Source organism: Lactiplantibacillus herbarum, from assembly GCF_001039045.1.
Lineage (GTDB): Bacteria > Bacillota > Bacilli > Lactobacillales > Lactobacillaceae > Lactiplantibacillus > Lactiplantibacillus herbarum.
Genome location: NZ_LFEE01000018.1, coordinates 240,062 through 260,678, shown reverse-complemented (window position 1 = coordinate 260,678; position 20,617 = coordinate 240,062). Strand labels below are relative to the sequence as shown.

22 protein-coding genes and 1 pseudogene are annotated in these 20,617 nt (G+C 43.5%); 10 read left to right on the top strand and 13 right to left on the bottom strand.

From position 1 onward, the window contains the following. Window positions 1–372: 372 nt before the first annotated feature. Entirely contained in the window at window positions 373–849 is a 477-nt protein-coding gene (locus ACG95_RS06360) for a GyrI-like domain-containing protein (protein WP_047999711.1), read from the bottom strand. 79 nt (window positions 850–928) lie between these two features. Between ACG95_RS06360 and ACG95_RS06355 the strand changes: the two genes are divergently transcribed. From ACG95_RS06355 to ACG95_RS06340, 4 genes are all read left to right on the top strand, one after another. After that, entirely contained in the window at window positions 929–1,873 is a 945-nt protein-coding gene (locus tag ACG95_RS06355) for a helix-turn-helix transcriptional regulator (protein WP_047999729.1), read from the top strand. 193 nt (window positions 1,874–2,066) lie between these two features. Further along, entirely contained in the window at window positions 2,067–3,413 is a 1,347-nt protein-coding gene (locus tag ACG95_RS06350; RefSeq protein WP_047999710.1) for a hypothetical protein, read from the top strand. A 43-nt stretch (window positions 3,414–3,456) separates the two neighbouring features. Further along, the gene (locus tag ACG95_RS06345; protein WP_047999709.1) at window positions 3,457–5,046 is read left to right on the top strand and encodes an L-lactate permease; all 1,590 of its coding nucleotides are present in this window, start codon (window positions 3,457–3,459) and stop codon (window positions 5,044–5,046) included. Window positions 5,047–5,283: 237 nt separating this feature from the next. Then, the gene (locus tag ACG95_RS06340; protein ID WP_237756464.1) at window positions 5,284–5,628 is read left to right on the top strand and encodes a hypothetical protein; all 345 of its coding nucleotides are present in this window, start codon (window positions 5,284–5,286) and stop codon (window positions 5,626–5,628) included. Window positions 5,629–5,675: 47 nt separating this feature from the next. Here the strand turns inward: ACG95_RS06340 and ACG95_RS06335 are convergent, their stop codons facing one another. Next, a complete protein-coding gene (locus ACG95_RS06335) occupies window positions 5,676–7,010 on the bottom strand; it encodes an amino acid permease (RefSeq protein ID WP_047999707.1) in 1,335 nt (444 codons plus the stop codon). Window positions 7,011–7,233: 223 nt separating this feature from the next. Between ACG95_RS06335 and ACG95_RS06330 the strand changes: the two genes are divergently transcribed. Next, the gene (locus ACG95_RS06330; protein WP_047999706.1) at window positions 7,234–8,091 is read left to right on the top strand and encodes a DUF368 domain-containing protein; all 858 of its coding nucleotides are present in this window, start codon (window positions 7,234–7,236) and stop codon (window positions 8,089–8,091) included. Here the strand turns inward: ACG95_RS06330 and ACG95_RS06325 are convergent. The 3 genes and pseudogenes from ACG95_RS06325 to ACG95_RS06315 all read right to left on the bottom strand — a co-directional run bounded on the left by ACG95_RS06325 (window position 8,092) and on the right by ACG95_RS06315 (window position 9,644). Further along, window positions 8,092–8,830: pseudogene (locus ACG95_RS06325) on the bottom strand (DUF1003 domain-containing protein). A 148-nt stretch (window positions 8,831–8,978) separates the two neighbouring features. Further along, complete coding sequence (locus tag ACG95_RS06320) at window positions 8,979–9,290, bottom strand: DUF960 family protein (RefSeq protein ID WP_047999705.1); 312 nt, start codon at window positions 9,288–9,290, stop codon at window positions 8,979–8,981. 21 nt (window positions 9,291–9,311) lie between these two features. Next, window positions 9,312–9,644 (bottom strand): hypothetical protein, encoded by a 333-nt coding sequence (locus tag ACG95_RS06315; protein WP_047999704.1) that lies wholly within the window; start codon window positions 9,642–9,644, stop codon window positions 9,312–9,314. A gap of 361 nt (window positions 9,645–10,005) precedes the next feature. Here ACG95_RS06315 and ACG95_RS06310 point away from each other — a divergent pair, with 361 nt between their 5' ends. Then, window positions 10,006–11,184, top strand: coding sequence for an MFS transporter (locus tag ACG95_RS06310; protein ID WP_047999703.1), 1,179 nt, complete (start codon window positions 10,006–10,008; stop codon window positions 11,182–11,184). Window positions 11,185–11,269: 85 nt separating this feature from the next. Here the strand turns inward: ACG95_RS06310 and ACG95_RS06305 are convergent, their stop codons facing one another. From ACG95_RS06305 to ACG95_RS06275, 7 genes are all read right to left on the bottom strand, one after another. Next, window positions 11,270–12,034, bottom strand: coding sequence for a DUF4931 domain-containing protein (locus ACG95_RS06305; RefSeq protein ID WP_047999702.1), 765 nt, complete (start codon window positions 12,032–12,034; stop codon window positions 11,270–11,272). A gap of 70 nt (window positions 12,035–12,104) precedes the next feature. After that, window positions 12,105–12,398, bottom strand: coding sequence for a type II toxin-antitoxin system HicB family antitoxin (locus ACG95_RS06300; protein ID WP_047999701.1), 294 nt, complete (start codon window positions 12,396–12,398; stop codon window positions 12,105–12,107). A 90-nt stretch (window positions 12,399–12,488) separates the two neighbouring features. Next, window positions 12,489–13,157 (bottom strand): hypothetical protein, encoded by a 669-nt coding sequence (locus tag ACG95_RS06295; protein ID WP_047999700.1) that lies wholly within the window; start codon window positions 13,155–13,157, stop codon window positions 12,489–12,491. A gap of 117 nt (window positions 13,158–13,274) precedes the next feature. Next, a complete protein-coding gene (locus ACG95_RS06290) occupies window positions 13,275–14,021 on the bottom strand; it encodes a DUF975 family protein (protein WP_047999699.1) in 747 nt (248 codons plus the stop codon). A gap of 114 nt (window positions 14,022–14,135) precedes the next feature. Further along, complete coding sequence (locus tag ACG95_RS06285; protein WP_047999698.1) at window positions 14,136–14,567, bottom strand: GNAT family N-acetyltransferase; 432 nt, start codon at window positions 14,565–14,567, stop codon at window positions 14,136–14,138. Between the two features lies 1 nt (window position 14,568). Continuing rightward, window positions 14,569–15,438: a DegV family protein gene (locus tag ACG95_RS06280; protein WP_047999697.1), complete on the bottom strand. Its 870-nt coding sequence runs from the start codon at window positions 15,436–15,438 to the stop codon at window positions 14,569–14,571. An 85-nt stretch (window positions 15,439–15,523) separates the two neighbouring features. Further along, window positions 15,524–15,946, bottom strand: coding sequence for a MarR family winged helix-turn-helix transcriptional regulator (locus ACG95_RS06275; RefSeq protein ID WP_047999696.1), 423 nt, complete (start codon window positions 15,944–15,946; stop codon window positions 15,524–15,526). Window positions 15,947–16,261: 315 nt separating this feature from the next. Here ACG95_RS06275 and ACG95_RS06270 point away from each other — a divergent pair, with 315 nt between their 5' ends. Beyond that, the gene (locus tag ACG95_RS06270) at window positions 16,262–17,968 is read left to right on the top strand and encodes an NFACT RNA binding domain-containing protein (RefSeq protein ID WP_047999695.1); all 1,707 of its coding nucleotides are present in this window, start codon (window positions 16,262–16,264) and stop codon (window positions 17,966–17,968) included. An 88-nt stretch (window positions 17,969–18,056) separates the two neighbouring features. On the opposite strand, the gene ACG95_RS06265 is transcribed toward ACG95_RS06270, so the two are convergent. Beyond that, the gene (locus ACG95_RS06265) at window positions 18,057–18,551 is read right to left on the bottom strand and encodes an NUDIX hydrolase (RefSeq protein ID WP_047999728.1); all 495 of its coding nucleotides are present in this window, start codon (window positions 18,549–18,551) and stop codon (window positions 18,057–18,059) included. A gap of 201 nt (window positions 18,552–18,752) precedes the next feature. Here ACG95_RS06265 and ACG95_RS06260 point away from each other — a divergent pair, with 201 nt between their 5' ends. Genes ACG95_RS06260 through ACG95_RS06250 form a run of 3 tightly spaced genes read left to right on the top strand, consistent with a single transcriptional unit; the run spans window position 18,753 to window position 20,516 of the window. Further along, window positions 18,753–19,475 (top strand): DUF2087 domain-containing protein, encoded by a 723-nt coding sequence (locus tag ACG95_RS06260; protein WP_047999694.1) that lies wholly within the window; start codon window positions 18,753–18,755, stop codon window positions 19,473–19,475. Between the two features lie 44 nt (window positions 19,476–19,519). Further along, window positions 19,520–19,846, top strand: a complete 327-nt coding sequence (locus ACG95_RS06255; RefSeq protein WP_047999727.1) for a GIY-YIG nuclease family protein — start codon at window positions 19,520–19,522, stop codon at window positions 19,844–19,846. Between the two features lies 1 nt (window position 19,847). Beyond that, a complete protein-coding gene (locus tag ACG95_RS06250) occupies window positions 19,848–20,516 on the top strand; it encodes a chloramphenicol acetyltransferase (RefSeq protein ID WP_047999693.1) in 669 nt (222 codons plus the stop codon). Window positions 20,517–20,617 lie beyond the last annotated feature (101 nt).

Sequence of the window (20,617 nt, the reverse complement as noted above, 5' to 3'; positions counted from 1 at the left end):
TACTCCATTCATGGATCGAATTATTAAAACAATGATAAATAAAAATTATGAACTTTTTGTGAATTCTACGTGATAGCATCGTACCAATATACGTGATAAACATTGAATATCAATCAAACTAACATTTCAATTATCAGCAAGCGTCAGCACTAACCAAATAAGTTAGCTCGCTACTAGTTTTTAAACGAAGTAGAATACACTGATAAATGTGCTAACTGTGTTCACTTAAACCAAATTGTTCACAACTCTAATTATATCCTATATTATGGACTGCTTACCATGGGAATTCAATCGTTAACCGCTTAATTTAGCCTTTTTATAATGATTATGAGCATATAAAAAAAGCGACCACAAAATTCGGTCGCTTAAACATTATTTAGCGGTAACGGGAACCCACATTTCACCTTGAACTTGGTCTGCAGTATGACTAGTGATTACAGTTGTGTTGGGGCCGCCAACGTAAGCTTGGTCAGTCAATTGTGGCAATACTTCACCGAACGTAGCGCCTTCCAGCTGGGCAAATAATTCTAAATCCGTTGCGGCTTGTCCCCGAACGACTAGATAGTCACTGTCAGGGAATACGATTGCTCGCAGCTGTCCGGTACTGATAGCGCTGTTAGCCACTTGAACACCAGCGTAGTAACGCATTTCACCATTAACAGCTTCATTGACAGCAAATTTCAAGCTATTTTGTGCCTGTGTTACCAATTGTGTGTATTGATCGTTGGTAGTTGTCTGTTGCCAGAAGGATTGTTTTTGTGCGGGTAATGTCTGATAATCCCCCGTCAATACTGTTCCAATGCCGAGTACCGTAAAAGTTGGTTTAGTGATAATTTCATAATTAGCCATGTGAATAATTCCTCCTTGAATTGAATAGTGCTATCATACAAGGTGATCATGTCAAAAGATGAACCTATTAGGTGAAAAAATGAAAAAAACAACTCGAATTAATACTGAAATGCGTTATATCAATAATCATCAGCACTTTACCATCAGCGAACTGATGGCTGCTTTTAAGATTTCACGCAGTACGGTAGCTCGTGATTTAGCTGATATTCAGGAACTTGGTATGCCACTAATCTCTCAAGTTGGGCCTGCGGGTGGTTATACGGTACTTCGTAATCAGTTATTACCAGCAGTCCAATTCAATACTGATGAGTTACAGGCACTTTTTGTCAGTTTTATTGCGACCGCTAACACACAATTACCCTTTCTCAATAATCGGCAAACAATGACTCAAAAGTTGCTGGCAATTGCGTCGCCCGCACAACGCAAGGCATTACAGGCATTAACACAATTATTGCGATTTGAAACAACGAATCCGGCTAATGCTGGTCTGCTAGAGTTAACTGATGTTGCTGACCCCTTGCTAACAAAGTTGATTAATGCTAGCTTTATTAATCGACACCTAGTATTTACGTTAACTGATGGTGATCGATTGGATGGTTACCTACAATATCTGTATCACCATACGACTGAATGGCTAGTAGTCGTGTTCGATTTAGAAAAACGACAGACTCGTGTTATCAATCTGACACAATTCAGTACGGTTGCACCTGATGCACTCCAATTGTCACCAGTGAAGTTGCAACAACAAATCGCAACTGCACGGCAATTACCCAATATTGACTTGCAGCTTGGTCCGCATGCTATCCAGCAGTTTAAACGGTTACATCGACCCAATCGGGTTCTTCACTATCTTGACCCTTTTGAACAAAGTGCTTCTTATCAGGATTATGTAGCTGTTGACCGAATTGAAGAGTTGACTGATATGGTGGATTGGCTATTGTTTTTAGGACCAGATGTCACCGTTATTCAAGCGCCGCAACAATTGCGAGTACAGGTGCAAAAGAGATTGCAGCAATGGGGATAAAGCGAGTATGCTTGTTGGCTGGGTTTAGGGTGTTGTTGTTTTAGTTAAAGTAACTATATACATATAATGATAGACGATCGATTGTTCCCCACACCTCTTTCTACTACTGCTCGCACATATCTTTTACCAGCATTCTCAATCATTCCTTGTTATACTTAACCATAGAAAAAATAACGAAATGGTGTGTGATATTTTGAATCGATTACGGAATTCTTGGCTAGATTTTTCGGTAGCAACCCTTAATTTCCTAGCTAACGTGGGTATAATCCTACCTTATGTGTTAATTCTCTTTAAGTACCAAGCAACTCATAGCGTCAACTACTTAGTTGCCATTATTGTATTTTACGTTGCGCGAGCCGCCAGTGTCTTTTGGACTAAACATTTAGATCTTAAGGCTAGCGGATATTTGCTCGTCTGTCTCTGGTTAGGTGCGTTTGGTAGTCTTATCTTCGGCCTGACTAGTAACTTGCTGGCAATCTGTATCGGTGCCCTTTTCCTAGGATACACATCCGCTAACATCTGGCCCTACTATTTAACCATCAAGCTGCACCTCACTGACAATACCGACTTTAAACTCAAACAAATGTACTGGCTAATCTTTGGGGTGTTGGGCGTCCTCTTCGCACTAGATTTTGCTTTGAACTTAGGTTACCAATTGGCCTTCATTCTGCTAGCATTGCTGTTCTTAGCTGCCTTGCCAGCTGGCCGCTTACTCAACCAGTTCTCGTTAGCTTTCTACGATGCTCATCATCCAGACAAACCACAACCATTCAAACTATGGCGCGTTTTAGTTTTTGCCGTTTTCTTTGTTGCAATTGGTTTATTGACCCTATTACGAAAAGCAGATCTTCAGATTGCCTTACCATACGTTCTAGGGGTGGTTATCTTAGCCATTATCCTATTAAACATTGAATTAGCTGCAGATTGGCGCGCCATGCCAGCTAACAAGCTTCGCATTGTCAACCGAGGATTCTTATTGAGCTTCGTTCTACTATTCAACAGTTTCTTCGGCTACTTCGTTTTTGGTAAGCTGGGAATGTATATCGTCTTTGCCATCTACTTGATTGGGTTCGAGGGGGGTCATCCACTCTACCTATTGATTAGCCACAAGGATACTAAACGGGCAGCTTTGATTGCTCGCTATGGCCTCATTATTGGTCACTTGCTCATATTGACGGCCCAACCCGTTTTCTACATTATCGGACTACTCTTAATTGCACTCTACGTCGGTTTTGAGAATCCTGCCATTAACGATAGCGTCTATGCTGACGAAACGTCCGATCCGGATATGGCGATCGTTCACAAATACCGTTTTTCGACGTACGGTGGTCTATTATGCCAACTCTGCTTCTTTGGTTTACTAGTGACCATCAGTGCGATTAGCCACCTTAAGTTAATGGCCTTCTTCAATCCTAGCTCGACTGCACTAAAAACAACTTATCAAATGGGGATGCTTTGGCCGTTAGCAGGCTTATCCTTATTAGTCTCACTAGTAACGCTCTATGGACAACGTTATTTCGAACGACTGACTAAAAAGTAATTGATTTTCAACTTCAATCCCAAAATAAGGAGGCGTCATTAATATGATTATTATCGCGGCCGCAGCCATTATCTTGCCATTGATACTACTAGGTGTCTTTAATTTACCTGCCACCCGTGGGATGAGTATCAGTGCCCTAGTCGTTATTGTTACTGGCTATTTCTTTTGGCATCTTAGCCCTAAGGTCATTGGCGCATCCGTCTTACAGTCGATTCATAAGGCATTACCCATTCTCTGGATTCTATTCGGTGCCCTTTTGATGCTCAACTGCTTACGGGCAACCGGTGCTATCGACCGCATTAATCAGGGCTTCCAAGCGTTATCTGCCGACATGCGGATTCAAACGATCCTGGTTGCTTTTCTATTCGGCGGTCTCATTGAAGGGGTTTCTGGTTTTGGGACACCCGCTATGGTAACGGCTCCACTACTGATTGCGTTAGGCTTTTCACCAATGGCCGCGGTTGTTTTAGCCTTAGTGGCAGACTCAACGCCAGCCGCTTTTGGCGCAGTAGGGACGCCCCTTACAGTTGGCTTGAGCAATGTCACCGAAAAAAGTAGTCTGCTCAATCTGATCGGCCTCCGTGTCACCCAGCTAGATCTGCTAGTAGGTGCATTGATGCCGGCAGTTTTGATTCTAATCTTAATTATGTGGTTCGGCCCCCGTGAAGCGCGCTTGAAGCAATGGCTAACCGTTCTCCCATGGACACTCATGATTGGTCTGATCTACAGTAGTACCGCACTACTGAGTGCCTTACTGATTGGCTATGAATTTGTCTCAATCGTGGCACCATTAGTGACCCTAGTATTTGCGATCATTAGCATCCGCTATCACTGGCTACTGCCGAGAGCCATGCAATCAAGTCCATGGAAAATGGATGGTGCTACCTCGCAAGCGGCACCTAAGTCGTCTATGAGCTTAATGACTGCCTGGTTTCCCTATTTACTAGTCGTTGTGCTGCTATTAGCTAGTCGTGTGTTAACCCCCCTGCAACAATTCTTAACGCACTATGCTAATCTGTCATGGCACCACATCTTAGGCTTTTCGAGTATCAGTTCTGATTGGGAACTGCTCTATTCTCCGGGAACGATCCTTGCCGTCGCTGCAATTATTGGACTGCTCGTACAGACTCGTTCACTTAAGCCACTCCTACCAACAGCTAAAACGGTGATTGGATCGATGGGAAACACTGCTCTTGCGCTAGGTGTCACGTTGATTATGGTCCAAGTATTCACCAACTCTGGTCTGAACCAGGCACAGCTACCAAGTATGCCGATGTATATCGCTAAATTTGTCGCTAAGTACTTAGCCGGTATCTGGATTATTATGGCACCCTTCTTAGGGCAATTAGGGGCGTTCGTAACGGGGAGCACGACCGTTTCAACGTTAACCTTTGCTCAGATTCAAGCAGATATTGCGACTAACGCCAATCTCAATACGACGGTCGTTCTCGCGGCTCAACTAGTTGGTGCCGCTGCCGGTAATATGGTTTGCGTGCATAACATTGTGGCGGTTAGTTCAGTCGTTGGTTTAAGTGGTCAGGAAGGAACCATTCTGCGTAAGACCTTATTGCCAGGCTTAGGTTACGCGGCAATGATTGGGTTGGCTGGATTGGTTCTGTTGAGGATCGTCTAAAAGAGTGGTCCAAAAGCCGGTTAGTTGTTGAGCATAGCCTAGGGAGCTAAATGATTGGGGCTTTCAATCGTTTGGCTTCCGTAGCTAAGCGGAAACAACTGGCTTTTGGACCACGTTTCGACTATTAACATCCCAAGCACCCTAAAGGGACTGTGGCTTCTGTCACGGTCCCTTACTTTATTTAAACAGCAATGTGTTCTAAAATAGGATTAATAATTTCAACTAAGGAGGATCTGTATGATGCAAGTCCAACTAGTACCCAATCTACAGTTAGGTGACCGGATCATTGGGCCAACTGATGATGCCATGGCTAATCGGGCTCTTTTCCAGCGCTATGCCAAACGTCTGCAAGCACAGTTAGGTATTGGCTTTCAAGTTTACGTTGATACCAGCGACGGCTATGATCTGTTGCACGCACCGGCGTATGACACTAATACGAGTTGGGTCGTCCCTGACGTGATCTACAGTTCCCTGACGAACTCACAAGTGTTATCCCAACACCGCCTAATTACATTAGATAATCAATCATTGATCTTAAAAGATGCGACAACGTTAGCGCAGCAGTTAATTGACGCAACCTAAAAAGCCACCCAAGTATTTTACTTGGATGGCTTTTTGAGTCTTGCAGATTAATGATGTACTCGACGCGCGACAAGTAGTAGTGCGATAAACCAGACTACTGATCCAATGACGGCCCAACGATTGACTGGGTCAAAACAAAGGATAACTGTGACGGCAATAAAAAAGACCAATGTTGCAATGTTACTTACTGGAAATAGTGGTAATTTAAATGGATTCTGACTGCTATCCATGGTCGTTTTATAGACGTAGTGACAAACGAGTAACGAACACCACACGATGATGAAGTTAGTGGTTGCCACGTTTGAGATCAGTGTGAAGATCGTACTTGGAATAACGTAGTTTAGAATAACGATCACTAACAGGATCAGTGAAGAAAAGATCAATGAGCGGGCTGGTACGTTATAGCGATTAACTTTCCCCATCCACTTTGGTGCGTTGTGTCCGTGAGATAGTGTAAATAACGTCCGACTAGTACTGAAGATCGCACTATTACAAGCCGAAAGTGCGGCTGTTAAGACTACGAAGTTAATGATACTAGCAGCAGCCTTGATACCTACGTCACTGAAGACCTGCACGAATGGTGACTGACTAGTCGTGATTTCGTTCCACGGATAGATTGACATGATAACAAACAATGCACCGACGTAAAAGAATGAAATTCGAATCGGTAAACTGTTGATTGCTCGTGGCAATTCCTTTTCGGGGTTTTCAGCTTCACCTGCCGTGATCCCGACCATTTCAATTCCCGTAAAGGCAAAGATAACTAGTGAAAAGGCCGTTAAGAAGCCCCCGATTCCCTTAGGAAAGAAGCCACCATGATTAACTAAATTGGTCACTGTAACCGCGTGACCGCCGACGTGAGCTGCTGAACCGATTAGAATGGCCCCCGTTGCAATCAGTGCAATAATGGCAATAACCTTGATCATTGAGAACCAGTATTCTAGTTCACCAAAGGCACTGACGGAAAGCATATTAAGTGCCAATAGAATGACAATGATTACTAACGGTGTTACCCACTGGGGAATCCATGGGAACCAGTATCTGATATAGATGCCGCTGGCGGTTAAATCAGCCATTGCTAGACTGATCCAACATAACCAATAAGTCCAGCCAATCGCAAATTCAAATTTCTTACCTAAATATCGATTAATGAACTCCAAGAAGGAATGTAAACGGGTGTCAGATAGTAATAGTTCACCAAGTGCCCGCATCATCAAGTAGCAGAAAAAGCCCCCGATGGCATAAGCCAGTAAGATTGACGGCCCGGCTTGTCGAATTGCTGCGCCGGATCCCAAAAATAGTCCGGTCCCGATTGCACCACCTAGCGCAATCATTTGGACGTGTCGTCGTTTTAATTTACGAGCAAGTTGCTGATTTTCCATGTGACCTCAACTTTCTTTTAATCCAATTAATGTTAATTTTCATAAAATTACAAATTTTTTCATGTTCATTCATTTTATGATAAAAAGTAATGATGGGCAACTTTCATCTACAATTTATTTTATAATCATCGGGTTTCAATTGCCTTTCAAAGGGAAATTTGGTATCTTTAATTACTTTCATCTTACTGAAACACCAGCTAATAGACACTAAAGGAGTCCACTTATGCCAACTAAAACTACTGACAATTTCTGGAATCGCTTTTTTAAGGGTGTGGTTATCGCCCTTGGTTTCATTCTTCCCGGAGTATCTGGCGGGGTTCTTGCCGCTATTCTAGGTATCTATGAACGTTTGCTGGGCTTCATGGCCCACTTCCGTCGTAACTTCAAGCAAGACTTCTGGTACTTTGTGCCGGTCGGCTTAGGCGGAATTGTGGGGATTGCCGTATTATCGGCTCCCCTAGAATACTTACTCGCACATGCTCAAGTAATCGTCCTCTGGGGCTTTGCTGGTGCGATTGTTGGGACGTTACCCGCGCTGATGAAAACAGCTGGTAGCCAGTCTCCTCGTGACACGGTTGATTACTTATGGTTCGGGGGCACGTTCGTTATTAGTGCTGGCCTGCTCTATTTCATGAGCGAATTATTCGGTACGTTGCCAGCAAACTTCGGTGGCTTTATCGTAGCTGGTGCCTTGATTGCACTCGGAATACTGGTACCTGGGTTGAGCCCATCGAACTTATTACTAATCTTAGGCTTATTTACACCGATGCTAACCGGGTTTAAACGCCTCGACATTTTAGGCGTTTACCTACCGATTGCCATTGGTGGCGCCTTAGCGATGGCTTTGTTCTCTAAATTAATGGATCACTTGCTCGTCCGTTTCCATTCCCGGGTCTATCACTTTATCTTGGGAATCGTAACAGCCAGTACTTTACTGATCCTCATTCCTAACCCTTACGCCGCTGAAAGCATCTCTTATGCGGGGGCAACTCTCAGCACTTACCTATTAAGCGCTGTTGCCACCATTCTCGGTATCGCCTTAGGTTACTGGATGAGTACGTTAGAAGCCAAGTATAAATGATCAGGATTGATTACGCCGACGTTTAGGCTGTAAACGCCGCAACTCATTGACTTGGGCTTGGATTTCACCGAGCATCTGGGTCTGCATCTTTTGAATTTCGAGCATATTAGGTTCATCTTGTTGAATCAGATGGTCAACTTTGGAATGTAAGACACGAATCTCTTCTTCAGACATGGAGTTAACCCGAAAGTCGTTGCCTGCTTGCAGTCGATCGTATTCAGCGGCCCGATTTTGACCTCATCATGATCAGTGGGGCTTGGATTGCGGCGACCATGCTCAAAAATAGATTCAACAAAATAAACGGATAAGGATCGAAATGGTGCGTAAATAGAGGGACCACGTTGATAAACATCCATACTAGCATGACTGCTATAAATGAAATAATAAAGGCCCAACTACCACCAAAGCGAGCAACCCCATCCGCCACACGTTGACCAAACGTTAACGAGTGCTCTAACTCATTATTAACATCAACAACCTGGTAAGTATGGTTAGCCAAGATTTTGGATAATTGCGCGTTGATTTGATCATTTTGCTGATAGTCGTTAGCAATCATCTGATCCATCTTAACTAAGCGATAATGGACTAAGTGCTCACTACAGATAAAACTGTTATCATGTGCCTGCGGATAATCTTTTTTGATTGCAGCTTGCAAGTTAGGACCTAGTTCTGCTAATCGCATCCCATCAGTCATGTCATAACGTTGTTGATCAATAATACAAAATGCTGTTTTTACCATGTGTGTGCGGTCCTCTCTACGTCGTTACCCTTATTATACGAAGCACATCCCCCAGCACCTAGGCGATGCGCACAAAACAGGCCGTTCAGTGAAACAATTAACCATCCGTTCAAAAAAACAACTACCAAATTAAATTGGTAGTTGTTTTTTATTGGACGGATAATTCATCCATTAACATCATCGTTTGGTACTTTCCATCATCAAGCACGGCGACTGCTTCTGGAAACTGTCGTTGATACGTGACTGGTAGATCAAATTCAAAAATATTCTCATGACGCGCATCAAACGCTACCGTAACACGATTAGCACGATCAATCAGTGCGAATTGTAGTACCCGTGGTAACCGAACGACACCCGTCAAGTCATCGTCAATGATCTCCCAAATGCCATCAATCACTTCACTTGATAACTTTGCAGCTAAGCTAACCGTTGCAAAACGTTCCTCATTTTGATTAAACATGGCGCACACCTCATTATCCGTTTAATTATTCCGAACGACCACGGCAATTTCTTTTTCAATTCGCATAAATAGCCCTTGTGAATCCTGGCGGAAATCAGCTTCAAAATTAGCCGTTAATGGTTTGATCTGGCCGATTATTGTCCCTGTCGTTCCATAAATATCAAGATTCTGCTGATCTTCGGACCATTTAACAGTCCAGTAACTACCTTCTAAGGCCTCGTCGACAAAGTATTGAGTTCCTGCTAATACAGCTTCATTGATCACGCTACTTTCATCCGCTGTCATACCATTATCCAATTCCCATCTTAACTTTTGGCCAACTTCTAACATGTCACCTGGAATTAAATTCTGCATCTGTCATTCCTCCACTTATGATTCACTTTTTCCTTATTATAATACCATACTCACGGCCAATAGCAGGTTAACCAAACTTGACGCATTCATTGAATAGCTTGTTTGGATAGCACTTATTATGATATAATGATTAAAAGAAAATGAGAACCATTATAAAGAGGTGGAACTGGTGTCAGCAAAATTTTTAACTTGGATTAATTTAAAGCACGTGATTTTGAACACGTTGGCTGCGTAAGGGGTGAAGTCTGCCCTTTTTCCAAGTTGAATTTGCCGCACCATTCAGCCATCGGGATTTGTATACCTGAGACGATGTCGTTGATCGTCTTTTTGTTTGCATTAATATCCTGACTAAGGAGTTCTCATGTTATTACCAAAAACTCGCCATAACCTACGTCACGGTTACGGCTATTCAGCACTCGCATTTTTAGGCGTTACCAGTCTGTGGGTTATCTTTTTACAACAACGAGGGCTTTCACTCGTTGAAATCGGCCTTTGTGAAAGCGTCTTTCACTTAACTAGTCTATTATCTGAAGTTCCCTCGGGTATCTTGGCCGATCGCTTTGGCTACCGAACAATGCTCATTAGTAGCCGAATTATGGCGCTAGTACACGCCGTGCTGATGCTAACGGTCACTAGCCTGCCATTAATACTGCTCGCCTTTGTTCTCCAAGCGTGGGCATATAACTTACAGTCGGGCACCCTCGAAGCAGCCCTCTATGACACGTTAGTTAGCGATCAAGCAACTGAGCAGTATCCACAAGTAACCAAACGACTCAACATCACCATTGAATTGGGCGATACGCTGGGAATCTTACTGGCTGGTTGGTTGCTCCCACATCACTTAGCCGTCACTTACTGGCTAGCTATTGCAGCCGCCATTGGAGCAATTATCATTATCAGCCAATTCAAGGTGTCACGTTCAACCGCAGTACCCGTTGAATCAACGCCTGCCATCACGGCAATCTTACAAAACGCCGTTCAGGCCCTAGCGAAAACGCCCCAGCTACGAGCATTAATGGTTTTTCACGGTATCTTCGCTGCGGTCGGGACCACCTACTATTACTATTTCCAAACAGTCATGACCGCACACCATTTTAGTGGCTCACTGATTACAGGGATTCTGATTGCTGGTGCCGGACTAAACGTATTAGGCATCCAGCTGACCCCTTGGCTGCAACAACACCGAGCACAACGGCAATTACTGTGGCAACTCAGTGTCGTCTTAGTGCTGGCACTAATCAGTACTTTTTTTCAGGCCATCGCCCTATTAGTTAGCATTTACCTGTTGATCAATATCCTCATGGCGATGATCGAACCGCTGCTGTCTAATTATTATAATCAGCTGATTCCTAGCGACCAGCGTGCGACGCTGCTGAGTGTCGCTAGTATGTTATTCAGTTTGGCCATGATTGTCTTATTTCCAGTTATTGGCTGGTTAATTGAGCTCGTTGGCTTCACCACCACTTTTGGTAGTTTAGGCGGACTCGGTTTGATTGCTGGCTGGCTTATTTTCAAAACTAAATTGGCAGCGTCACATTAATTTAATTCAAGATGCAAAAAAAAGGTTGCGATTTTTGATATCGCAACCTTTTTCGTGTTTTTAAAATTACCGTGTTGACCATCATTTAAATGAACTTTTGCCGGACTTCACCAGCAATCTCACGCATCCGTTCTGGCGTATCAACTTGCGACAAGCTATAACCAATGTAATAAGGTGAAACGCTGAATAACGGCACAATCTTGGCAACGATTTGATCGTCATTTGGGTAACAGAATAGATTGTAACTATCACAACGTCCCTGATAATAATCATGTAACACATATTTAACCACCGTCTGAATGGCATCCGCAAACTGGTCCGTTGCGTCTAAACTACCCGTCACATTAAATTCGACAAACCACATGATGGGTCGATCAGAAATGGTAACACTCAAGTTGCCAGTCGTCACCACCGGATAACCCGTTAGATTGGCTGCAGTTACGCTAGCATAGCCGTCAATATCGTCTAAGCCAACAATCTGCATGTGAGGGTGCCGTAAACTACCACCTGAATGGGGACCGAAATTCTTATAGAGCAGTACAGAAGCGTACTGATCACTCGCTATCGTATCCTGCCAGTGATGCAGTGCAAACGCGATTACCGCTCGATTCTGATCCCGTGAATAAGTCGAGATGTCCCCATCATGTGCCGCGCTTTCAATAATAATGGTTTGCCAAGTTGCTTGTAACGTTGGAAACTTATTCAACAACCAGATGCGATCCGCGTCCTGATCCAACACGTCAGTGAGCTGATCAGGGTCACAAAACGGGCAGGCGTTGTGTGGGTGCCTTAAATTCTCTGGCTTATCCTTGGCAATTTTGGTATCAAATATCAACGGGTGTGCTTGCATCACATCAACAGTCCTTTCCTATAGCAGAAAACGGTCTGTCAGTTTGACAAACCGTTTTCTAAATAGCCTATTAATTCATTGGTTCTGGTGTATTTGCACCTGGTCCAAACTCAACATCTGCTTTCGTGATCCAAACCACGAACTCAGTTGAAGCTAACCGCCAATACTGGGGGTTAGAAGCAACTGGCAATGCTTGTTCAAACAGGGCAATTGCTAAAGCGTTGCCTGCATTATCTGCCGCGACCTGGACACTAGATCCAAACGTCTGTGCAGCCGGAACATCTGGAAAGCGAACGTCCCAGTAAGTTCCTTCATCGCGAAAAATGGCTGGATATTTAACTTCTACGTTAGGGGCCAATTCCATCACTCGATTCTTCTAATCAATTTACCGTTATTATACCGAAAAATTTTGTGGAATCCTAGTAGCAAACTATCCCACGGCAGTCCGTTTAGTCTAATCTGACGTAGAAACGTGATAAGAGCCATTTGAGTCAGTTGTAACGGTATAGTTACCCTTGATTGACTGGCCGTACTTCGTTGCATCGTCTAAGCTACTAAACTTCGTTGTACTGCTACTTGCAGAACTAGTGCTACTACTGTCAGCGTTACTTGTGCTTGATGAGGTTGCTGCACTGCTGCTGGCTGCATGGCTGCTAGATGCTGCCGTTGAATGACTGGTTGTTGTTTGACTGGAAGAACTGGCTGGAGTAGTTGTTGTCGTCGCTCCATTGTTGTAATCAGTTGTTCCGTCAGTACCTGTCGTTGTTGTGTCAGTACTGGTTGTATCCGTCGTATCGCTAGTACTAGTTGAGCTTGAGGACTTCTTCTTTTTCTTTGACGAACTCGAACTAGAAGCCGATTTCTTACTTGCTTTACTACTGCTTGAAGAACTCGTTGTTTCAACTAGGTCCTGGCTACTAGCTGCTTTGACAAAGTAGACAACCGTTCCGCCAAGTACGATCACGATTAAAGCCAATAGCCATAACGAAACGTGATGTTTTTTCTTCGGCGATTGCGGTTTTTTTGGACTAGGTCCCTGAGAATCAGTCTTCCGTCCTTTTTTACCGTTGGCGTCTTGACGCGCTGCTAAACGTGACATTCGCGTTTGTTTTTGTTCAGGCATTAACTACCGCACATCCTTTCTTACTTTCGCAATTTTACCATATTTCAATAAAATTGTCCTTACTGCATTTGATTAATCAAGGTTAACAAGCTGTTTCGGACAATTAAGGCCTAAAGCTTACTTTGAATTAACTGCTTGTAAATTGTCATAGTAATTAGCAAAGACACCGTAAGTATAAGGAGTCAACCATAATTGACCGATACCCGCTGTTAAAGCACTGAGAATTGCCCAACCAAGAAAACTAAGTTGTAAGACGAATAGTTGCCATTTGTGACCAACCATGAGCTGGCGGCTACGTGTCATTGCATCTCGGAATCGGGGCCGTGGTTGACCATCAGGTGTCGCTGCCAACATATCTTTATAGACGTAAAATACTTGTGAGTAAGCGTACGTTTTGATAATTCCAGGAACAACTAAAAGTAGGCTCCACAGAAAGATCAAAACAGCGCGATAGATTGTAATCCCAATAATTGGCCAAGCATATTTTCTGGTAAAACCGCTTGTTGAATCACTGACTGGGTGAACTTCACGTTCTGGATTCCGAACCCAGTCGAGCATCGAGTAACTCGTTCCAATCTTAATCAAGTTAAGCACTACGCCCCCAATTAGAGCTCCAATCAGTACAAACACGAAGACGAATCCTAATACCATCAGCAATACTGACAGTGATGCTGTCGATTTAGTAGCTGATTCGAGGCCTGTCAAATCAAAGCTTGACGAATGATTCAAGCGGTTAGAGTAATTGGATGCAGTACTAAAAATTGATAGTAAGCTAACAATAATGCACATTAAAATGGCACTACGCCAGCGCCCCTTAAATAACTGCTTAACCTCTGTTTTTAATACTTTTCTAGTTTTAATCATTAGATTTAAACACCTTCCTTATTGACATTTGATTATGAAATAACCTGAGTCACTCAACGATCTTATCTAATTAAAAAGCGCCAGCAAACTTGCCAACGCCCCTGTTTATCGAACTTATAATTGCTTACTCATTATAACGACGGGTGCCCCATCTTCATCATAAGGCCCTGCGGTAACTTGATAACCGATCCGTTCATAAAACGTTCGGGCAGTCAATTCACCGTGGATCACACCATTAGTGGCCCCATGTTGCTGCGCCCATTGTTCTGCAGCTGCTAATAATTGTTGCCCGTAGCCATGACCACGAAATCCCTGTCGTGTGCAGATACGGCCAAATCTCATGGTAGACTCGTCCTGCGGCTCTAATCGCAACGTTGCAACTGGTAAATCAGGCTTTAAATAAACCACACCGTAAATACGATCATCCGTGTCTTTAGCATCAAATTCAACATCCGCTGCAATACCGCGTTCTTCAACAAAAACGGCTTGGCGTAACGCATATGCCGCGGCCCGGTTTGCAGGTTGGCTCGAAAAGATAATTTGCATCTTAATACGCCTTATCAATATCTTTAAGCCAAGCTAATGCCAATGACTTATCACCTAAATGCGCCCCAATTACTGGACCAAAGTACGTAATATCAATTGGCATATCCGGATACTGTTGTTGTAATTTCAGCTTCCAAGCTTCAGCGGCTTCCAAGTTATTTCCCTGGACAATAATTGCCCGTAACGGGTAAGAAACCTTGGCTTGAGCTTCACTAAAGAGTTGTTCCACCCGAGCCAAAGCCTTCTTGGTAGAACGAACCTTTTCGAATGCCACGATTTCATGGCTATCATTATCGAAAGTTAATAGTGGTTTGATTCGCAATACACTACCAATAAAAGCACTGGCATTTGATAAACGACCACCACGCACTAAATTCTGTAAATCATCCACGATAAAGTATTCGCCCATTGAAGCACGCAAGTCATCCAGCCGAGCCAAAATTTCTTCAACTGAATGTCCAGCCTTAGCCATCCGTGACGCTTCAAGTGCCAGATAACCCATTAATCGTACCGTGATTTGTGAATCATACGGATAGAGCTTGATGTTATCGATCATCTCACTCATATTAACTAGACTATTGTAAAATCCAGAAATTGTACTTGCCAAATGAATACTGATTACGGCATCGTAACCCTGTTCCCCTAAGTTGTTGTAGAAGGACACCATTTCACCCACGGGTGGTTGGGACGTGCTTGGAAACGACTTAAAGGATTTCATATTAGCATAAAAGTCGGCGGTCGTAATATCGACCCCTTCTTGATACACTTTTCCATCTATAATGACCGGAATTGGCACGACATGAATATCATTGTCCGCGACCTCTTGCGGTGTCAAATAGCTAGTGCTGTCAGTAACAACAGCAATCTTCATGACATACACCCACTTCTCATTTTAAGTAATATTCAACATCATAGCATAAAACTAGCCGAGACTCTACCTTGTCACATTGGTTAAACTATGGCTCCAAGGTTTTAGCCACCGATTTATTCAATCGGTTAAGTAGGATACGCAATAAATTCTGTTCATCCTGGGGCCACTTCTCGAAAACTTCGGTCTCAAACCGTTGGTAGTCATCGTTAATGGCCGTTACCGCATCCGCACCAGCTGATGTTACCGTGTAGACTAATTGCCGGCGATCACGCCCAATAGCCGTCTTATCCAGTCGTTCTTTCTTAACTAAGCTGGCTAATTGACGACTTAACGTTGAGGTATCCAGTTGCATGGCATTAGCCAATTTTTCTTGCGTATCGGCTCCAGCTTGCAGCTGCATTAGTAATTGCCACTCCGCAACGGTGATCCCCTGTGCCTTGGTGATCGTTTTTAATACGGCCGTTTGTTGTTTGGCGGTTCCGGCGAGTGCAGTTAAGCTTGATTTCATGATGGTTCCTCCTAAAAATTAAAACGCATAATTGTATTATACAACATCGGCCAATCAAACGCGACAGCTTTATTATAAAAATGTTGGTGATACCGTTTTTGTATATAACACTTTTACATTTAATCTTTTCAGCCTAGAAATAACTCACTAGTTGAGCTTTCAAAATCATCAAATGCCTGCTTAGTTTAAAACCAAAATCCCCGTAATACTAGGCTGCTCGCTTGTTATTCAACCTTAAAAAACGGTATACTTATAAAGGTTAACTGCTTTTCTCAAGCAGTCAGTAACGAATACATTCAGAAAGCGAGTGATCACATGTCTTTTGATGGCTTATTCACCCACGCCATGGTCACTGAACTACGTCAGACACTAATTGGTGGACGTATTTCTAAAATCAATCAACCCTACCAAAACGAATTAATCTTAACAGTCCGTGCAAATCGAAAAAATTGGCCCGTACTATTATCGGCTGACCCAACTTATCCACGGATTCAAGTAACTCAGATTCCTTACGTTAATCCGGCGGTACCGACTAACTTTGCGATGATGATGCGCAAGTATTTGCAAGGCGCCATCATCACCGATGTGAGTCAAGCAGCCAATGACCGCGTCGTCCATCTGACGGTTACGACCCGTGATGAATTGGGCGATACCGAAACACTGGTCTTAATCATCGAGATTATGGCTCGTCACAGTAACGTTATTTTAGTTGATCGTCAGACCAATAGAATCTTAGATGCAATCAAGCACGTTGGCGCCGATCAAAACCGTTACCGTCTTCTGCTACCTGGCGCAACTTATATCGAACCGCCTAAGCAAGATAAGCAAGATCCATTTACGACTAACTCAGATTACTTAGCTTTAGTGAAGGACTATCCTAACGAAGACGTCTTAGCTAAACAGTTGCAACAGCATTATCAAGGACTAGGCCGTGACAGTTCACAACAACTAGCTGCCGATCTTCACCAACCCGGTGACTTAGCGCAACACTATCAAGCCTTTTTTGATCAATTCAACCAACCACAGGCCACTTTGCTGACACTGCCTAATCGTAAAACGATGTTTGCAGCCGGTCCGTTCCCCCACTTTGGCGAACCAACCCGCCAATTTGAAACGTTGAGTCAACTGCTTGATTTCTATTACGCCGATGCTGCTCAACGCGAACGTGTTCAGCAGCAAGCCGGTAACTTGATTCGAGTGGTTAAAAACAACCTAAAGAAGAATCGTACTAAGCTTAAAAAACTCGAACAGACGTTAGCAAACACCAAACAAGCAGACGAGCTACGGCTTAAGGGTGAAATTCTGACGACCTACTTGCATGAAGTCAAGCGTGGCATGACAACAATTTCGTTACCTGATTATTATCATGATAACGAACCACTAGAAATTCAGTTATCGAATCAATTATCACCTTCGCGTAACGCACAGAAATACTTCTCCCGTTACCAAAAACAAAAGAACGCCGTCATTTATGTTGGCGAACAGATTGAACTCACCCAAACTGAGATTGATTACTTGGACAACATCCAAACCCAAATCGAGCTAGCAAGCCCTGCTGATATTGCGGAGATTCGGGAAGAACTCATGCAACAGGGTTACATGAAGAAGAATCAGTCAAAGAAAAAGCAACGCAGTTCTCGTAAGCCTAGCCAGCCGCAGACTTTCACGGCTACTGATGGTACTGAAATTTCTGTCGGTAAGAATAATCGTCAAAACGATCAGTTGACTCTTAAGACTGCTCGCAAGAGTGACTACTGGTTGCATACGCAAAAGATTCCGGGTTCCCACGTTATCATCCATTCAGATAACCCGAGTGAACAGACGCTATCAGAAGCTGCTAATTTAGCCGCTTACTTCTCGAAAGCGCGCAGTTCAGCTACGGTGCCCGTCGATTACGTGCAGGTTCGTCGAATTCGCAAACCGAATGGCGCTAAGCCTGGTTTTGTCATTTACGAAGGACAAAAGACATTGTACGTTTCACCAGATGCCAACCTGGTTGAGCAACTAACACCAAAATCTTAGTAAACTAATTTGCCCCCTAATCATCGGTAGAACATGCCGAATGATTAGGGGGCAAATTTTCATTTATCACTATTTAAATTTATAAGTTTTAATAAACCGGCTGTTCTAAAACGGTCCACTGATCATAGACTGTATCAGCCGGATCGAAGTGCCCAGTTTGTAAGACCTGTTTCGCTTTCAAAACTAGCGGTGACGAGTTGGCTAATATTAATTCATCTAACGGAACTCGCAGTGCGCCATGTGAATCCTGACCAGCAAAATTCGCAACCTGTTGAGCTAGCCTGCCGTCCGTTGCAACAACGCGGTAAAAGATCGCAATGTGTTGATTGAATTGCCACTGTTCAAATGTCCAGGGATAACGGAAACTCGTTGCACCCAATTGATGCAGTGTCGTTGGTAGCAACCCAGTTTCCTCTTGGATTTCACGGTAAATAGCATGGTCAAGCGCCTCGCCATCTTCCAAACTGCCACCTGGTAAATCGTAGCGGTTCGTATAAGGACCGCCAAACTTCTTAGTGACGATCAACGCCTGTTCGTCACCAATAATACCGTAGACACCAAACGCTCGATGATACTTTTCCATATGGTCACACCCTTTCAACTTAGAAGCGGCCTTCATCGTAAGTGCTTTACGAGTTGATGTCAAACTGTTTAAAGCGTGTTTACAATAATAATAAACACCATTCAAAATAATTTGTTTATCAAATCGATAAACTTTATTTAACCAGTCGTGTTTACAATATCGATAAACAATCGTATAATCATACTCATTGGAGGGACTCATATGGATTTAACCCAATTATCCGTCACCGACCTGATTCAAGGGTGGCACGCTACCGCATCAACTAACAACTGTAACTACTGTGATGCTAACTGGCCTTTAGATACAGCAATTACTGATATTCAACAACATCTTACCGTTGTTCACGGTGGTAATCAGACTCAACTGATCCATCTGAATAGCCGTTACAACACATTGACAACGAAGCAACAGGATCTACTGACGGCTTTTGCTACTGGAATTAAGGATGCAGAACTCGCTACTCAGTTTCAGCTTGCGGCGGCGACGATTCGCCATCAAAAATTTACGTTTCGTGAGAAGGCCAAACAGGCTAAATTATACTTAGCCATTTACCAATCAGTCTTTGACCAAGCCACGGCTGCTAATGATCTGATTGAGGTCCCTACACAGACGGGCCCCGTTGACGACCGTTTTATGATTACCGAGGATGAAGCTGCTACAACCCTGCAGCATTATTTTGACTTTGACCAGACTCCACTACAACTGAAGCGGTGGCCTAAAAAGCAAAAAACGATCGTTATCATCTTGACTCGCATCGTTGATGAGATTCCGAGTGATCAGCGACTTTCAGAAGATGAATTAAATGGCTACCTACGTCCGATCTACTTTGACTTCACGACAGTCAGACGTTACCTGATTGACTACGGCTTTCTCAAACGAACAGCGGACGGTCGTCAATACTGGCGAACCACTAAGGAGGAATAGCAGTGCAATCTGAACACAGACAAGCCCTACAACAAGCTTATAAAATGGCGCCAACTTATTACGGCGTGATCCAGATCAAGAATGAACGCAATCAAAAAATCTGGATCGATACGGTTCCAAATTTGCATAACCGTTGGAACTTTTATCAATTAAACTTGAACAAAAACTTTTACCGCAATACCCCGTTACAAGCGGACTGGAATGAGCTCGGTGCCGACGCATTTACTTACAGCATCCTATTTAAAGAAGACACAACCGATGTTCAAAATATGCGAGCAACGTTAAAGGAACTTAAAACAAAATGGTTACATCAGTTGCAGCCATTCGACGAACATGGTTATAACCAACGACCAAAAGACTGGGAGGACTAACATGACAACTGAACAGCCCAACATGCACGCCGAACTGATCGATCAAACCACTTGGGCGCGTCAACCTTACTTTTACTACTTCACTAAAATGGATCCAAGTGGTTTCAGCCTCACCGTTGACATGGATATTACCCCAACGTACACGTGGGCGCGGACTCATCATATTAAATTCAACGCGATTTATCTATATTTGGTTAGCCGATTACTAACGGAACATCCCGAAATGCGGGTCGGTTACGTGAATGAGCAACTCGTTACCTTCGATGTCTTACACCCGTCGTATACGATCTTGCATGCTGATCACACCATGGCTAATCTGTGGACCACGTTTGATCCGGATTTCCAGACTTTTTATCAGTGCTACTTGACTGATCAAGCTGAATACAGCCAGACGCCAGGTCCGATGCCTAAAGCACCGCAAACGCCGAACTTAGTGAATATCGGTAGTTTACCCACCGTTCATTTTACAAGTTATACGCCACTACCATTCAAACCCTTAACAACGTTTTTCCCGATCTTTCAAGCGGGACAATTTGTAACTAGTACGGCTAAAACAACGATGCCACTCAGCATTACAATCAACCACGCTACAGCGGATGGTTACCATCTCAGTAAATTCTTTAATGATTTACAAACGATGTGGTCGCAACCAGAACAATACTTGAATTAACCTTCTAAGTAGTGATAGGCCACCACAATCAAGCCAAACGAATTGTGGTGGCCTATTACCATTATTTCAAGCAGTCAAACGTATAATCAGGCTTTCTAAGA

Coding starts and splice junctions, on each gene's coding strand:
- ACG95_RS06315 (WP_047999704.1), bottom strand. CDS start 9,644: ATGCAGAATTTAATTCCAGGTGACATGTTAGAAGTTGGCCAAAAGTTA.
- ACG95_RS06360 (WP_047999711.1), bottom strand. CDS start 849: ATGGCTAATTATGAAATTATCACTAAACCAACTTTTACGGTACTCGGC.
- ACG95_RS06280 (WP_047999697.1), bottom strand. CDS start 15,438: ATGAAGATTGCTGTTGTTACTGACAGCACTAGCTATTTGACACCGCAA.
- ACG95_RS06255 (WP_047999727.1), top strand. CDS start 19,520: ATGGCGCCAACTTATTACGGCGTGATCCAGATCAAGAATGAACGCAAT.
- ACG95_RS06290 (WP_047999699.1), bottom strand. CDS start 14,021: ATGATTAAAACTAGAAAAGTATTAAAAACAGAGGTTAAGCAGTTATTT.
- ACG95_RS06285 (WP_047999698.1), bottom strand. CDS start 14,567: ATGCAAATTATCTTTTCGAGCCAACCTGCAAACCGGGCCGCGGCATAT.
- ACG95_RS06335 (WP_047999707.1), bottom strand. CDS start 7,010: ATGGAAAATCAGCAACTTGCTCGTAAATTAAAACGACGACACGTCCAA.
- ACG95_RS06250 (WP_047999693.1), top strand. CDS start 19,848: ATGACAACTGAACAGCCCAACATGCACGCCGAACTGATCGATCAAACC.
- ACG95_RS06265 (WP_047999728.1), bottom strand. CDS start 18,551: ATGGAAAAGTATCATCGAGCGTTTGGTGTCTACGGTATTATTGGTGAC.
- ACG95_RS06305 (WP_047999702.1), bottom strand. CDS start 12,034: ATGCAAGCACACCCGTTGATATTTGATACCAAAATTGCCAAGGATAAG.
- ACG95_RS06270 (WP_047999695.1), top strand. CDS start 16,262: ATGTCTTTTGATGGCTTATTCACCCACGCCATGGTCACTGAACTACGT.
- ACG95_RS06300 (WP_047999701.1), bottom strand. CDS start 12,398: ATGGAATTGGCCCCTAACGTAGAAGTTAAATATCCAGCCATTTTTCGC.
- ACG95_RS06355 (WP_047999729.1), top strand. CDS start 929: ATGAAAAAAACAACTCGAATTAATACTGAAATGCGTTATATCAATAAT.
- ACG95_RS06340 (WP_237756464.1), top strand. CDS start 5,284: ATGATGCAAGTCCAACTAGTACCCAATCTACAGTTAGGTGACCGGATC.
- ACG95_RS06330 (WP_047999706.1), top strand. CDS start 7,234: ATGCCAACTAAAACTACTGACAATTTCTGGAATCGCTTTTTTAAGGGT.
- ACG95_RS06310 (WP_047999703.1), top strand. CDS start 10,006: ATGTTATTACCAAAAACTCGCCATAACCTACGTCACGGTTACGGCTAT.
- ACG95_RS06260 (WP_047999694.1), top strand. CDS start 18,753: ATGGATTTAACCCAATTATCCGTCACCGACCTGATTCAAGGGTGGCAC.
- ACG95_RS06320 (WP_047999705.1), bottom strand. CDS start 9,290: ATGTTTAATCAAAATGAGGAACGTTTTGCAACGGTTAGCTTAGCTGCA.
- ACG95_RS06295 (WP_047999700.1), bottom strand. CDS start 13,157: ATGCCTGAACAAAAACAAACGCGAATGTCACGTTTAGCAGCGCGTCAA.
- ACG95_RS06345 (WP_047999709.1), top strand. CDS start 3,457: ATGATTATTATCGCGGCCGCAGCCATTATCTTGCCATTGATACTACTA.
- ACG95_RS06275 (WP_047999696.1), bottom strand. CDS start 15,946: ATGAAATCAAGCTTAACTGCACTCGCCGGAACCGCCAAACAACAAACG.